Source organism: Streptomyces sp. NPDC042638, assembly GCF_040647235.1.
In the GTDB taxonomy this organism is placed as follows: Bacteria; Actinomycetota; Actinomycetes; order Streptomycetales; family Streptomycetaceae; genus Streptomyces; species Streptomyces rameus.
On the sequence record NZ_JBEZBT010000001.1, the window covers coordinates 100,221 to 113,695 of the forward strand.

Sequence of the window (13,475 nt, forward strand, 5' to 3'; positions counted from 1 at the left end):
ATCAGCGTGATTGCCGTGCTCGGAGGACCCTCGTATGAGGTGTGCCGGGGATGGGGAACAGTCGTCACCGACGGCTGGCGGCACGAGCTGTGCCCGGTCTGCCAGACTGCTGGGCGCAGCTCAGCCGAATCCGTCAGGCATCCGCCCGGCCCTCGTCTGCGTGAGCAGTGAACACGGCGTCGGTGCTGATCACACGGTGGGCCGGGGCCCCGCGGCGCGGCGGAGCCGGTTGGCGATCGCCAGTCCCAGTCCCTCCTCCACCGGCAAGGACGCAATGATGAGGTCGCACCCCAGCCGGTCGAGCTCGCGCAGGAAGCCGTACAGCCCACGCGCATAGGCAGCCACCGAACCGGGGACCGCCACCACGGCGTGTGCCTTGACCGGAGCGTCGGCGAGGGCAGGGGGGAGAAATACGCCCACCTGGTGCCCCAGCTCCTGCGCCAGCTCCGCTTCGGTGACCACCTTCTCCGGCTCGACCAGGGCGACCCGAGCACGCGGTGCGTAATGCGACGGATGCTGGCCCGGCACCCGGACACGACTGGTCGAGGGGACCGCGAGCGGGAAACCCAGCACCGCTTCGAGGTCCTCGCGCGTCACCCCGCCGGGCCGCAGGATGCTCGGGATCCCGCTCGTGACGTCGACGATGGTCGACTCGACGCCGACCTCGCAGGAACCGCCGTCCAGCACGAAGTCGACAGCATCACCGAGCTCGGCACGGACGTGGTCCGCCGTTGTGGGGCTGACCTGGCCGAAGCGGTTGGCGGACGGGGCCGTGACACCGCCGCCGAAGGCCGCCAGCAGCGCGAGTGCGACGGGGTGGTCGGGCACGCGCACGGCCACCGTCTCCAGTCCACCGGTCGCTTCGAGGGGCACGCGGGGACCGCGTCGCAGGACCAGCGTGAGTGGTCCCGGCCAGAAGTGTTCGGCCAGCAAGCGCGCCGGCCGGGGCACGTCCTGGACCCAGTCGTCCAGCTGCTCTGCGCTGCCGATGTGGACGATCAGCGGGTGGGACGGCGGACGTCCCTTGGCCTGGAAGATGCGCGAGACGGCGGCGGAGTCCTCGGCGTTGGCGCCCAGGCCGTAGACGGTCTCGGTCGGGAGGGCCACCAGGCCGCCGGCGCTCAGCACACCGGCCGCCTTCTCGATGTCAGTGGTTCTTGCCGTCATGCCGACAATACTCCCACTTTTCCCACCCCTTATTTCCGTGAATGAGGTGGTCCAGGCTCATGGAGCGACGACCCATCGGGGGGCATCGCGGGCGACGCGAGTGGCGGCGTACTCCGTTCCTGCGACGAACCGCATCATGGGGCCGAACATCGGGGCGGCCAGCGAACCAGTGACGTACAACCCAGGCATGGATGTTTGGAACGTGCTGGTCAGTTGAGGGGCGTTGGAGCCGGGCACGCAGACGATGCCGCGCCGTAGCGCCGGGGCGAGAAAGGCAAGCGCGTCGATGTCGAGGCGGTAGCCGGTGGCGGCCAGCACGTGGTCGACGGCCAGAGGCTCCGAACCGCCCGGACCGGTGATCTCCAGCCGGGCCGTGGAGCCGGATGCCTCGGCGCGGGTGACGCTGCACGAGGTGCGCACTGGCACGACATCCTCGACCCTCTCGCGCAGCCACCAGCCGCCCGAGGGGCCCAGCGCCCGGCGGAACAGCAGCAGCCGGGCCGCGGCGGGGAGCCGCCGCACCCCGCCTGGTGCCCGGCAGACCGCGGCGAGTGTCCAGCCCGTTCCCAGGGGCGAAGCGGGCTTGGCGAGCCGCTGCAGCCACGGCCGGCCAAGCTGTGGAACTGAGCCCCACAGAACGCGCCGCTCCCGCACCAGCACCTGGACGTGGGCTCCGGCCTCATGAAGCAGCGCGGCGCTCTCCAGCGCGGACTGGCCTCCCCCGACGACCGCGATCCGCTGTCCGGCATACCGCGGCAGGTCGCTGTGGTGGCTGGTGTGTGACACCAGGGCCCCGGCTCCCGGCCCTCCCGGCGCGAGGCGCAGCAACTCCTCGGGCATGTACGCCAGTCCGTTCAATCCCGTCGCCACCACGACGGCCGCCGCCGTCAGCTGCCGGCCGTCGTCGAGTCCTACGACGAACGCGGAAGTGCCGCGGTCGACGCCGGCGACGCTGGCCGGCTCTACGTCACCGACGTACCGCTTCTGGAACCACTGCCCGTAGCGCACGAACACGTCGCACGGGATCGGCGTCAGTTCCGTCAGCTCCGACTCACCGTGCACCCTGCGGAAGTCCGCCAGCCGTCCACCCGGCTCGGGAGCGGACAGGTCCGTGGCGTCCGGGGTCGACTTCAGGAGGACGGGCCCTCACTCCGACGCCAGGCCAAACACCCGGATCAGGTGGGAACCCGTACACCACTTCCCAGGACGCAACCGAACACGACATGGCATGCCGGGACCATCCCCGCCGGCACTCGAAGCGACCCCGACCGTGTACGCAGCCGCGCCCACCGAATAGCAGGCCTTCTACGGGGCGGGATCAAACCCTCACCCCTCACCGACTTCTGGCCGAGCCGCGTTCTGACCGCTCAGAGTCGGCAGGTGAACGCCGCGCTCCCACACGGCAGCGCGCGGACGCCAGTCCCTGAGACCCGGCAGCCTTCTTCACAAACGCCGACGGCCACCAGCGCGGACACGTCTCGCATCCTGACTGACCTTCGAAAGCGCCCCTCGCGTTCCCAAAAGTGATGAGCGGCGTTCCAGGGCCCCGTCGCGACAAGCCCCTGACCTGCGGCTCAGCAATTGTCCGCAAGGCCCACGAAGGCATGGGTGGGCGTCCTGGTGGGCGCTCGGTCCGCGGGGTACCGGATCAGGGCGTGAGTGGGGTGGGGGCCGGGGCGGAAGATCAGACCGGGGGGACGTGGGTGAAGCGGGACGTGGTGTGGAGGTCCTGCTGGATGCGGTCGGCCGTCGTGCGCAGAGCGGGGAGCAGGTCCCGCACGCAGTCCTCCAGGGTGCGGCGGGCCGCGTGCGTGGACAGGTTCAGCGCGGCGACCGTACGGCCCGCCCGGTCGCGTACCGGTACGGCGATGGACCGCAGGCCCGACTCCAGCTCCTCGTCGGCCAAGGCGTAGCCCAGGGACCGTACCTCCGCGGCAGCGGGGGGCGGCAGGGCGGCGGTGTCCGCCAGGAGGACGCGGCCCAGCGAGGTCGCGGTGGCCGGCAGTCGTGCGCCCACCGTGATGTGCACCGTCAGGACACGGCTCGCACCCGCCCCGGCCGTGTACTGGATCTCCGTACCGTCGCCCGTCAGCACCGCCAGCGCCGTCGGCTCGTGCACCCGGTCCGCGAGGGCCCGCAGGTGCGGTTCGGCCAGGCGGGGCAGCGACGTCCGGGACAGGGGAGGGAAGCCCAGGTCCAGGACGCGCGGGGTGAGGGTGAAGGTGCGGTCGTCGTGCGCGGCCACCAGGCCCAGGTGTTCGTGGGTGAGCAGTGCCCGGCGGGCGGTGGCCCGGGACAGGCCGGTCGCCCGGGCCACGTCGGTCAGGGACTGCGCCGGGCGGCCCTCGCCGAAGGCCGTCAGCAGCGTCAGACCCCGGGCCAGCGACTCCACGAAGTCCCGGCCCAGCTCGTGCTTGGACGCCGTCGTCCAGGTCGCGAGGCCGGCGGGCGCCGGTCCGGGCTCGGGCGGGGATGCGGTGCGCAGGTCGGCCTCCATCGCCTCCACCGCCGTACGCAGCCGGGGCAGCAGGCTGGTGCGCAGGTCCGCCGCCGAGTGCCGGCTGGTGTGGCTGACCACGCTCGCCACGCAGGCAGGCCGGCCGGTGCCGGGATCCCGTACGGGGGCGGACACCGCGACCAGGCCCGGCTCGATCAGCTGGTCGTCCAGAGCCCAGCCGTCCCGCCCGGCCCGCTGCGCCCGCTCGGGAAAGTCGGTGCCGTCGGTGGACTCGGAGCGCGGGGGTACGGCGGGGAAGGTGGCGTCCTGCGGGTCCGCTGCTCGGCGCGCCTGCCAGCGGGACCAGTCGGCTTCCGTCCACTCGGCGGCGAACAGCGCGCCGGGCGCGGTCCGTTCGGCCGGCAGCAGGTCGCCGATGCGGAAGCTGACGGACAGCGCGCGGCGGCGGGTGGCCTGGTGGATGAAGCGGATGCCGTCGTGGTCGGCGACCGCCAGCGACACCGACTCGTCCAGTTCGTCGGCGAGGGCGTCGGCACGGGCGCCCAGCAGCGCGGGCAGACGGAGGGCGGCCAGGTAGGCGTTGCCCAGCTCCATCACGCCCGGGGTGAGGACGACGTCCCGGCCGTCGAGGCGGACGTAGCCCATGCGGGACAGCGTCGCGGTGATGCGGTCCACGGTGGAGCGGGCGAGTCCGGTGGCCCGCTCCAGCGCGCTCGGGCTCAGCGCGCCGCCCGCCTCGGTCAGCCGCCGCAGTACGCCGACTCCGCGCACCAGCGGCCCGACCGCCTCCGCCGGCGTCCCGGCCCCACCGGCACGCGCGTCGGCATCCACTGCGGTCATCGCGGGCATCGTCTCTCGGGTACGGCATCGGGGGCACGGGGCACGGGGCACGCCTACGGTAAACCCCTTTCGGGGGCCGGCGCGGGGTCAGCCGCGGGGGCTGTCCGCCGGAGCCGGGTGCCGGAGCCGGGTGCCGGAGCCGGGTGCGGGAGACACCGGTACCCAGGCCCCCCTCCCATCCCGCGCCCCCGGCCCCACCCCTCACCCCCGAGTGATCCGGACCCGGTAGTTCCCGTCCTCGTCCTTGCTCATCACCTGGACCGCGATGCCGTGCCGGGGGTCCTTGAAGCTCTCGCCCGGGGTGAACGGGGCGTCGGAGAGTTCCGCGTGGACGTTGGGGCTGCGGGTGCAGCCGCCGCTGGCGCGGTGGCTGTCGAATACGGTGACCGGGCCGCGGCCGGTGTCGACCGAGGAGTCGATCCGGTAGATGAGGACACCCGGGCGGCACACCACCTCGTCGTTGCCGCCCTGTGCGCGGACCTCCAGCGCGTAGGTGGTGCGCGCGTTGACCGGCACCAGGACCAGCTTTCCGCCGCCCGGCTTGTACAGGGGGGACAGGGTGAACTCCACGCTGCCCCGTGCCGCCGCGCAGCCGACCTGGCCGCCGTCCAGCCAGCCCAGTTTCCACTTGTGCCAGCCGAGCAGGTCGTTGTCGGCGCCCCAGTCCTCGCTCATGATGTCCCAGTGACCGACCGCGCCCCCGCCCTCCTGCGTGTACAGGTCCGGCAGGCCGAAGGTGTGGCCGTTCTCGTGGGGCAGTACCCGGTAGCCGGTGCGGTCGTAGGTGCCGGAGCCGTCGTCCTGGCGGGAGTAGACGAAGGACGCGTTGGATATGCGGACGCCGTCGGCGACCGGGGCGTCGTCGTTCCCGGCGAAGGTCACGGACAGCACGGTGTCCAGGGCGGAGGGGCCGGCGTTCGGGGTGACGAGCACGTTGAGCAGGTCGTAGCTGCGGAAGTCCACTCTCGGGTCGGCGGCGGCCACGATGTCCTGCACCAGGCCCCGGTACCCGGGGTCGAAGGGGGCGCCGCGCTCTATGCCGTAGTCCCGGAAGCTCTTCGGCATGCGCAGCCAGTCGGCGACGGGGGTCTCGGGGCGGTAGTCGAGACGGCCGTACGACGCGGTGCGGAACCACTCCTGGGTCTGCGGGAAGAACTCGTGGAAGCGGTCCATCGCGCTGCCCTGGCCGGGCGCGTCGGGGAAGTCGACCATCAGGGTCAGGGCGCGGACCGTGCCCGTGGAGCGGGAGTAGCCGGGCGGGGTGGGCAGACCCTCGGTCATCTGCACGTCCAGGCCGCTGTGGATCATGCAGGGGACGAGCGCGGAGGAGCGGGCGAGGCCGGTGGGCCCGGCGGTGGTGGGCGCCGTCAGATGGCCGGTCCCGGCCGAGGTGCTGACCGCGAGGGTCAGTGCGGTCACCACGGCGAGGGCGGCCACCCGGCGCCTGCGTATGCGGCGGGGCGGCGGCTGCGGCTGCATGCAGGGACCTTTCGCGCCACGGCAGCCGCCGGACTCCGGCTGCACCCTTGCGCTCACCCTGTGTCGGCGGGGCGACCGGCGCGCGCTGGAGGAGACCGAAGGTGGGAAAGCGGGTTCGCGGAAGGGTGAATGCCGGCGGGTGGTGATTGTGTCTCAGGTCACAGGCTTTCTTTCGGCGGCCCGGAAATAACCGGGGACGTCTTCCCCGTTTAGCCCTGTGTCCGAGCGAAACGGGGACCTGCCCCCCGGATCGCCCCCCACCACCTCAAGGAGTGCCCGTGACCGCCGTGACGGTCCCCGCCGTGCGCAAGGTGTCCAGGCCTCGCGCCGACGCCCTGCGCAACCGGGAGCGGATCGTCACCGCCGCCCGGGAGATGTTCGTCGAGGACGGCCCGGACGTGCCGCTCGACGAGATCGCCCGCCGGGCCGGCGTCGGCAACGCCACGGTGTACCGCAACTTCCCCGACCGTGACGCCCTCGTCCGCGAGGTCGTCTGCTCCGTCATGGACCGCACGGCCGAGGCGGCCGAACTGGCCCTCGCGGAGACCGGGGACGCCTTCGCCGCCCTGGAGCACTTCGTGCACGCCGCCGCCGACGAGCGGATCAGCGCGCTGTGCCCCATGGTGTCCAGCACCTTCGACCAGAACCACCCCGACCTGGTGGCCTCCCGCGAGCGCATCGAGCAGCTCGTGGAGGAGATCATGGGCCGGGCCGTGGAGGCCGGGCAGCTCCGCCCGGACGTCGGCGTCGGCGATCTGCTGATCGTCGTGAGCCAGTTGAGCCGGCCCCCGGCCGGCACGGACTGTCTTCGCGGCGACCGCTTCGTCCACCGCCACCTGCAGCTGTTCCTCGACGGTCTGCGGGCGCCCGCCCGCTCCGCCCTGCCGGGTCGGGCCGTCAGCATCAAGGAGCTGCGCAACTCCTGACCGATGAGTCCAGCTCCCGCAAACAGTCCACCCATGCCAGGGCTGCCCGGCAGCCCGGCAGTCCAGTCGTCCAGTCGTCCAGTACTCCGGCAGTTCAGTAGCCCAGCAGCCCAGTAGCCCAGTAACTCAGCAGTCCCGACAGCCCGGCGGCCCCTGGGGCCGTTCCCTGCCTCTTCACCTTTCCGCCTTACTCCGTTTTCTCGCCATTTTTCGGCACCGCTTTGCGCCACGTCCTCCGTCACTGTCTTCCAGCACGTCTTCCGTCACAGAAGTCCCGAAGTCCCGAAGTCCCGAAGTGGGTACCTCCATGTCCGAAACAGCCCTCAAGGCTCCTCGCGCCGCCGCCCCGAGCGGTGACGCCAACCGCTGGAAAGCGCTCGTCTTCATCGCGCTCGCCCAGCTGATGGTCGTCCTGGACGCCACCATCGTGAACATCGCCCTGCCCTCCGCCCAGACCGACCTCGGCATATCCGACGGCAACCGGCAGTGGGTCGTCACCGCCTACGCCCTCGCCTTCGGCGGCCTGCTGCTCTTCGGCGGCCGGATCGCCGACCTGTGGGGCCGCAAGCGCGCCTTCGTGCTGGGTCTGGCCGGGTTCGCCGCCGCCTCGGCGCTCGGCGGTGCCGCCACCACCGGCACGATGATGTTCGGCGCCCGTGCCCTCCAGGGTGCCTTCGGCGCCCTGCTCGCCCCGGCCGCGCTGTCCCTGCTGGCCGTGATGTTCACCGACGCCAAGGAGCGCGCCAAGGCGTTCGGCATCTACGGCGCCATCGCGGGCGGCGGCGGTGCCGTCGGCCTGATCCTCGGCGGCTTCCTCACCGAGTACCTGGACTGGCGCTGGACCTTCTTCGTGAACGTCCCGTTCGCCGTGGTCGCCGCGGCCGGTGCCTACTTCGTCATCCGTGAGCCGGAGGGCGGACGCAACCGCTCCCCGCTCGACATCCCCGGCGTGATCCTGTCCACCCTCGGCCTGGTCTCCCTCGTGTACGGCTTCACCCGCGCCGAGTCCGACGGCTGGGGCGACACCGTGACCGTGTCGATGTTCGTGGGGTCAGCGGTGCTGCTCCTCGCCTTCGTGCTGGTGGAGTCCAAGGTCAAGGCTCCGCTGCTGCCGCTGCGCGTGGTGACCGACCGCAACCGCGGCGGTATCTACCTCTCCCTCGGTCTCGCGATCATCGGCATGTTCGGCCTGTTCCTCTTCCTGACCTACTACCTCCAGGTCGTGAAGGGCTACTCGCCGGTCAAGACCGGTTTCGCCTTCCTGCCGATGGTGGCCGGCATGATCACCGGCTCCACCCAGATCGGCGCCCGCCTGATGACCCGCGTGCCGGCCCGGCTGCTGATGGGCCCCGGCTTCCTGCTCGCCTCGATCGGCATGCTGCTGCTGACCCAGCTGGAGATCGACTCCTCCTACGGCACGCTGCTGCTGCCCGCGATGCTGCTGCTCGGTCTCGGCATGGGTACGGCGTTCATGCCCGCGATGTCCCTGGCCACCCAGGGTGTCCAGCCCCGGGACGCCGGTGTCGCCTCCGCGATGGTCAACACCTCGCAGCAGGTGGGCGGCGCGATCGGCACCGCCCTGCTGAACACCATCGCCGCCTCGGCGACCACGTCGTACATCAAGGACCACATCGCCGCTGCCGCCGCCAAGCCGCAGCAGCAGATGGTCAAGCTGGAGGGCATGGTGCACGGCTACACGGCCGCGATCTGGGTCGCCGTCGGCATCCTGGCGCTCGCCTCGCTGATCGCGTTCACCTTCGTCAACGCCGGCCGGCCCGACACCACCGTCGTGATCTCCGGCGAGGGCGCCGAGGACGAGGTGCCGGTGCCGGTGGTGGCCCACTGAGCGACCGTACGGTGAGCCGCCTGGTGGGTCATCCTCGAGCCACCCGGTGATGCGCCCGATGATCCAGCTGGTGGTCTAGCGGAGCCAGGGCAGGTCCGCACCCGCTTCTTCGGGCTGGAGGCCCTCGGCGACGATCTCCATGATCTCGCCGAGGGCCTTCTGCTGTTCCGGGCTCAGCCGCTCGAACAGCGCCTGCCGTACGGCGGTCACATGGCCGGGCGCGGTACGCCGCAGCACCTCGAAGCCCTCGTCGGTCAGTACGGCGAACTGGCCGCGCTTGTCGGAGGGGCAGTCCTCGCGCCGTACCCAGCCGTTCTTCTCCAGCCGGGCGATGGCGTGCGAGAGCCGGGATCGGGTGATCTTCGCCTGCATCGCCAGCTCGGTCATCCGCAGTCGGCGGCGCGGAGCCTCGGCGAGGCCGACGAGGAGGCCGTAGTAGATGTGCGGCATGCCCGCGTCCCGTTGCAGCTGCCGGTCGAGGTGGTCCTCCAGCAGCGTGGTGGCATGCCGGTAGGAGCGCCAGATGCGCTGTTCCTCGTCGGTGAGCCAGCGGTGCCGTGCGGCGGGTTCCGGTGCCGTGTTCATGTGTCCCACTGTACGAGCCATCTCCTTGAAACTTGAACAAGTGAGGAGTAGGGTTGCCGATTGAACTTGAGAGTTAAAGCATTTGGAGCCGTCGGGAGCCGCCACGATGTCCGTCACCGCCCAGGAGCGCATGCCCGCCCTGTACCTCAGTCATGGCGCCCCGCCCCTCGCCGACGATCCGGTGTGGCCCGGCCAGCTCGCCGCCTGGTCCGCGAACCTGCCCCGCCCCAAGGCCATCCTCATGGTCTCCGCGCACTGGGAGGAGGCCCCCCTCGCCCTCGGCGCGGTCGACACCGTCCCGCTCGTCTACGACTTCTGGGGCTTCCCCGAGCACTACTACCAGGTCCGGTACGCCGCCCCCGGCGCCCCCGCCCTCGCCGGCTCCGTCCGCAAGCTGCTGCGCGCCCCCGGCATCCCCGTCCAGGACATCCCCGACCGGGGTCTCGACCACGGTGCCTACGTCCCCCTCGTCGAGATGTACCCGGACGCCGACATCCCCGTCCTCCAGATCTCCCTGCCCACCCTCGATACGGTCCGCCTCATGGACATCGGGCGCAAACTCGCCCCGCTGCGGGACGAGGGCGTGCTGATCGTCGGCTCCGGCTTCTTCACCCACAACCTGGCAGCGCTCCGGCACACCGGCGGCGGCGTGCCCACCTGGTCGTCCGAGTTCGACGACTGGGGCCGGCGCGCCCTGGAGTCCCGCGACTGGGACGCGCTGCTCGACTTTCTGCACAAGGCCCCGGCCGGCCGCTACGCCCACCCGCGCACCGAACACTTCGCCCCGCTCTTCGTGACCATGGGCGCGGCCGAGGCGGGCGGTGAACTGGACGGGCAGAAGTCGGTGATCGACGGGTTCTGGATGGGAATGGCGAAGCGGTCGGTGCAGTTCGGATGAGTGACGGGCCTCAGCCGAGGTCCTTCTCGTACCAGGCCACGTCCCAGTAGCGGCCGAACTTGTGGCCGACCTCGCGGTAGGTGCCGACGTACCGGAAGCCGAAGCGCAGGTGGAGCCGGGTGGAGGCGTCGTTGGGCTGGGCGATCCCGGCGTAGGCGCGATGCACCTGCTGTCCGGCCAGGGCCTTGAACAGGGCGTCGTAGAGCGCCGTGCCGACCCCGCGCCGACGGGGGGTGCCCCCTTCGGAGGCGTGCCGGGCGACGTACACAGAGGTCTCCACGGACGTCGCGTACGCCGGCCTCGCCCGGAAAGGGCTGGATGTGGCGTACCCCAGAATCTCCTGTGAGCCCGCGTCCGTGGCAACCATCAGCCGGTGCGGGCCGTCTTCCGGGTGGGAGAGCAGCCAAGGGCGTCGCTCCTCCGGGGTGAAGATCTCGGTATCGAATGTGATGGCCGTCTCACGGATGTAGTGGTTGTAGATCGCCGTGAGGGCGGCGAGGTCACCCTCGACTCCCGGCCTGACCTGCACCTCAGCACGTTCCGACGGCATCTTGCCTCCCAAGGTGGCCGACAGGGTACTGCATGATCAGAAAATTCGGGGGGCGGGTTGGGAATTCTGTCCGGATTCCAGTCGTTGTTTCCCACGGATGCCGGGCACTCGGAGAGAGTCCCCAAGACGATCCCCATCGGTGCCGGGCGTTCGCCAGGACCACCCGCCAGCCCACCATCGCAAGGGAGCACGCATGGCAACCCGTGCCGTCGCCCGTCGTAAGTCCGCCACTGGCGAGACGGCCGACTCGGCAAGCAGTGTTCGCGCTCATGGCGGCGAGATCGCAGACCGCGACCTGGTCGGCATGTACCTCGACGAGATCGCGCGTACGCCGCTGCTCGACGCCGCAAAGGAGGTCGAGCTGTCCCAGACCATCGAGGCGGGTGTCTTCGCGAGGCAGGTCCTCGACGGCGAGGAGGAGTCCAGGACGGACGCCTCCCGTGAGGAGCTGGAGGCCTTGGCCGCCGCCGGTGAGCGGGCCAAGGACGTCTTCATCCGTTCCAACCTCCGCCTGGTCGTCGCGGTCGCCCGCCGTTACCCGCGCAGTGGTCTGCCCCTGCTCGACCTGGTCCAGGAAGGCAACGCCGGCCTGGTGCGCGCTGTCGAGAAGTTCGACTACCGCAAGGGCTTCAAGTTCTCGACGTACGCCACCTGGTGGATCCGGCAGGCCATCACCCGCTCCATCGCCGACCAGTCCCGCACGATCCGGCTCCCCGTCCACCTGGTGGAGGAGCTGGGCCGCATCCGCCGCGTCCAGCGCGAGTTCAACCGCGAGCACGGCCGCGACCCGGAGCCCGCGGAGATCGCCGGCGAGCTGGGCTCCACGTCCGAGCGCGTCATCGACGTCCTCGACTGGGCCCGCGACCCGGTCTCGCTGAACATGGCGGTGGACGACGAGGGCGAGACCCAGTTCGGCGACCTGCTGGAGGACACGTCGGCGGTGTCGCCGGAGCAGTCGGTGCTGACGCTGCTGCGCAGCGAGGAGCTGGACGACCTGATCGGCCGCCTGGACCAGCGCACGGCTTCCATCATCAAGATGCGGTACGGCATCGAGGACGGCCGCGAGCGCACCCTGACCGAGGTCGGCAAGGAGCACGGTCTGACCCGCGAGCGTATCCGCCAGATCGAGAAGCACGCGCTTCTCGAACTGAAGAAGCTGGCCCGCGACACCGGCTTCGACGCGGCGGCGTAGCGGCGCCCGGCTTCGGGCGCTGCTACGCCGCGGGCGGTGAGAGCCGTACGGGTCGGCCGAGGGCGGCCGCCCGGACCGCGCCGCCGTGCCGTGGCTGCTCCCGCCGCAGGGCGCGCGGAGCCGGCTGTGAGGGGCGACGCGAGGGCTGCCGTGGTGCCCGTGCCCGCCGCCTGCGGTCCGTAGGCGCCGGGCAGGACGCGTGGCGCCGCGCCGGGTACGACACGCGGGGTCGCCGGGTACGACACGCCGGGTACGACACACTGCGCGGCGCGCACGCCCGTGGCGAAAGACGGCGCAAACATGGCGCGGTCCTGTCGCTTCAACCGCTGGGCCCGAGGGAACAACCCTTCCGGGCCCGGAATCGGGCTCCGTAAAGCGAACCGCACTCCCCCTGCGCCCGCACGCACGCCCCCACACACGCACCGCACCCCACACGCACCGCACCCCGGCAGCCGGTCAGTCACCGGTCGCCGGGCACCGGCCGGCGGTCACCGGCCGGTTCCATCTGAGCCACGTCCCGACGCAATCCCCCCCCGGCGCCGGGACTTCCCGAGCCGGGCTTCGGCGCCCACCCCCCCCGGGCGCCGGAGCCCGGCTTTTTCTCGCGACGAGAGGCAGCTTCGGCTTGGCCTTCGGCCCGCTCGCCAGGAGGAACGGTCAGGGCCGGCGCGGTCACACGGCTTCGATGAGCGGGGGGCGGACCTGCTGGAACGGCGGCCCACCCCGTACCTGAACCCCGGGGTGGACCGCCGGATGGCAGATTCTGCCACACGGGCATAGCCTGCCGGGATGAGCACCACCCCCAGCGCCGCCCACCAGCCGTTTTCCGCCTCCGGGCCGCTCTCCCTGACCGAACGCCGGAAGGCCGAGACCCGGATGGAGATCGCCCGGGCGGCGGCGGCCCTCTTCGTCCAGCAGGGCCTGCGGGCGACCCGCGCCGAGGACATCGCCCAGGCCGCGGGCATCGCACCGCGCACGTTCTACCGTTACTTCGCCACCAAGGAAGAGGCGGTGGCCCCCCTCTACGCGGCCGGCGCCCAGCGCTGGATCGAGGCGGTCCGCACGGCCCCGCCCGAGCTGGCTGTCCCGCAGGCCCTGGAACACGCCGTCCGCCACACACTCACCCCCGGCCTGGGTGTCTCGGCGGCGTCCTGGGAATGGCTGCGCACCCTGATCCGCCTGGCCGACACCAGCCCGGCCCTGCGCAAGGTCTGGGCGGAGGTGTGCCAGGCGTCGGAGGGCGCGCTGGCGGAGATCCTGGCGGAGAGGGAGGGGGACGCGGCCGGGCCGGAGGGCGGCCCGGCGTCTCGGGTGTCCGGCGCGGAGGAGGACGGCCCGGCCGTACCGCCCACTGCTTCCGGCCCGGCGGGGCAGACCCCTGGTTCCTCTGGTTCCTCTGGTTCCCCTGGCTCTCCCGGGTCCCCTGGTTCCACCCGGGAGACGGGGGACGCGGAAGCAGTGCGGCCGGCTTCAGTGCGGCCGGCTTCGGAACCGGCACGGTCCACCATGGACGCGGGGAGACCCGCCCCGGATC

At 71.7% G+C, this 13,475-nt stretch carries 10 protein-coding genes and 1 pseudogene; 5 read left to right on the top strand and 6 right to left on the bottom strand.

Annotation, left to right across the window (positions count from 1 at the left end):
* Positions 1-189: 189 nt before the first annotated feature.
* The 4 genes from AB0B40_RS00475 to AB0B40_RS00490 form a co-directional block, all read right to left on the bottom strand.
* Positions 190-1,167: an L-threonylcarbamoyladenylate synthase gene (locus AB0B40_RS00475; RefSeq protein ID WP_362261731.1), complete on the bottom strand. Its 978-nt coding sequence runs from the start codon at positions 1,165-1,167 to the stop codon at positions 190-192.
* A 57-nt stretch (positions 1,168-1,224) separates the two neighbouring features.
* A complete protein-coding gene (locus AB0B40_RS00480; RefSeq protein ID WP_362261734.1) occupies positions 1,225-2,229 on the bottom strand; it encodes an FAD-dependent oxidoreductase in 1,005 nt (334 codons plus the stop codon).
* A gap of 622 nt (positions 2,230-2,851) precedes the next feature.
* On the bottom strand, positions 2,852-4,474 hold the full coding sequence (locus AB0B40_RS00485) for an IclR family transcriptional regulator C-terminal domain-containing protein (protein WP_345048262.1): 1,623 nt from the start codon (positions 4,472-4,474) through the stop codon (positions 2,852-2,854).
* A 192-nt stretch (positions 4,475-4,666) separates the two neighbouring features.
* Positions 4,667-5,944, bottom strand: coding sequence for a M6 family metalloprotease domain-containing protein (locus AB0B40_RS00490; RefSeq protein WP_362261738.1), 1,278 nt, complete (start codon positions 5,942-5,944; stop codon positions 4,667-4,669).
* Between the two features lie 278 nt (positions 5,945-6,222).
* Between AB0B40_RS00490 and AB0B40_RS00495 the strand changes: the two genes are divergently transcribed.
* Positions 6,223-6,870 (top strand): helix-turn-helix domain-containing protein, encoded by a 648-nt coding sequence (locus AB0B40_RS00495; protein WP_345048259.1) that lies wholly within the window; start codon positions 6,223-6,225, stop codon positions 6,868-6,870.
* Positions 6,871-7,177: 307 nt separating this feature from the next.
* Entirely contained in the window at positions 7,178-8,716 is a 1,539-nt protein-coding gene (locus AB0B40_RS00500) for an MFS transporter (protein ID WP_345048258.1), read from the top strand.
* Positions 8,717-8,791: 75 nt separating this feature from the next.
* Here AB0B40_RS00500 and AB0B40_RS00505 read toward each other — a convergent pair whose 3' ends face one another.
* Positions 8,792-9,301, bottom strand: a complete 510-nt coding sequence (locus AB0B40_RS00505) for a MarR family transcriptional regulator (protein ID WP_345048256.1) — start codon at positions 9,299-9,301, stop codon at positions 8,792-8,794.
* A gap of 106 nt (positions 9,302-9,407) precedes the next feature.
* Here AB0B40_RS00505 and AB0B40_RS00510 point away from each other — a divergent pair, with 106 nt between their 5' ends.
* Positions 9,408-10,199 carry a class III extradiol ring-cleavage dioxygenase gene (locus AB0B40_RS00510; RefSeq protein ID WP_362261742.1) on the top strand — a complete coding sequence of 264 codons (792 nt, stop codon included), beginning with the start codon at positions 9,408-9,410 and terminating at the stop codon, positions 10,197-10,199.
* A 10-nt stretch (positions 10,200-10,209) separates the two neighbouring features.
* On the opposite strand, the gene AB0B40_RS00515 is transcribed toward AB0B40_RS00510, so the two are convergent.
* A complete protein-coding gene (locus AB0B40_RS00515; protein ID WP_345048253.1) occupies positions 10,210-10,749 on the bottom strand; it encodes an N-acetyltransferase family protein in 540 nt (179 codons plus the stop codon).
* Positions 10,750-10,942: 193 nt separating this feature from the next.
* Here AB0B40_RS00515 and AB0B40_RS00520 point away from each other — a divergent pair, with 193 nt between their 5' ends.
* Both AB0B40_RS00520 and AB0B40_RS00525 read left to right on the top strand, forming a co-directional pair.
* Positions 10,943-11,941 carry a sigma-70 family RNA polymerase sigma factor gene (locus AB0B40_RS00520; RefSeq protein ID WP_345048251.1) on the top strand — a complete coding sequence of 333 codons (999 nt, stop codon included), beginning with the start codon at positions 10,943-10,945 and terminating at the stop codon, positions 11,939-11,941.
* Positions 11,942-12,817: 876 nt separating this feature from the next.
* Positions 12,818-13,204 (top strand): annotated as a pseudogene (locus AB0B40_RS00525) (TetR family transcriptional regulator); the annotation flags it as partial.
* Between the last annotated feature and the right edge of the window lie 271 nt (positions 13,205-13,475).

Coding starts and splice junctions, on each gene's coding strand:
- AB0B40_RS00505 (WP_345048256.1), bottom strand. CDS start 9,301: ATGAACACGGCACCGGAACCCGCCGCACGGCACCGCTGGCTCACCGAC.
- AB0B40_RS00490 (WP_362261738.1), bottom strand. CDS start 5,944: ATGCAGCCGCAGCCGCCGCCCCGCCGCATACGCAGGCGCCGGGTGGCC.
- AB0B40_RS00485 (WP_345048262.1), bottom strand. CDS start 4,474: ATGCCCGCGATGACCGCAGTGGATGCCGACGCGCGTGCCGGTGGGGCC.
- AB0B40_RS00500 (WP_345048258.1), top strand. CDS start 7,178: ATGTCCGAAACAGCCCTCAAGGCTCCTCGCGCCGCCGCCCCGAGCGGT.
- AB0B40_RS00510 (WP_362261742.1), top strand. CDS start 9,408: ATGTCCGTCACCGCCCAGGAGCGCATGCCCGCCCTGTACCTCAGTCAT.
- AB0B40_RS00475 (WP_362261731.1), bottom strand. CDS start 1,167: ATGACGGCAAGAACCACTGACATCGAGAAGGCGGCCGGTGTGCTGAGC.
- AB0B40_RS00515 (WP_345048253.1), bottom strand. CDS start 10,749: ATGCCGTCGGAACGTGCTGAGGTGCAGGTCAGGCCGGGAGTCGAGGGT.
- AB0B40_RS00520 (WP_345048251.1), top strand. CDS start 10,943: ATGGCAACCCGTGCCGTCGCCCGTCGTAAGTCCGCCACTGGCGAGACG.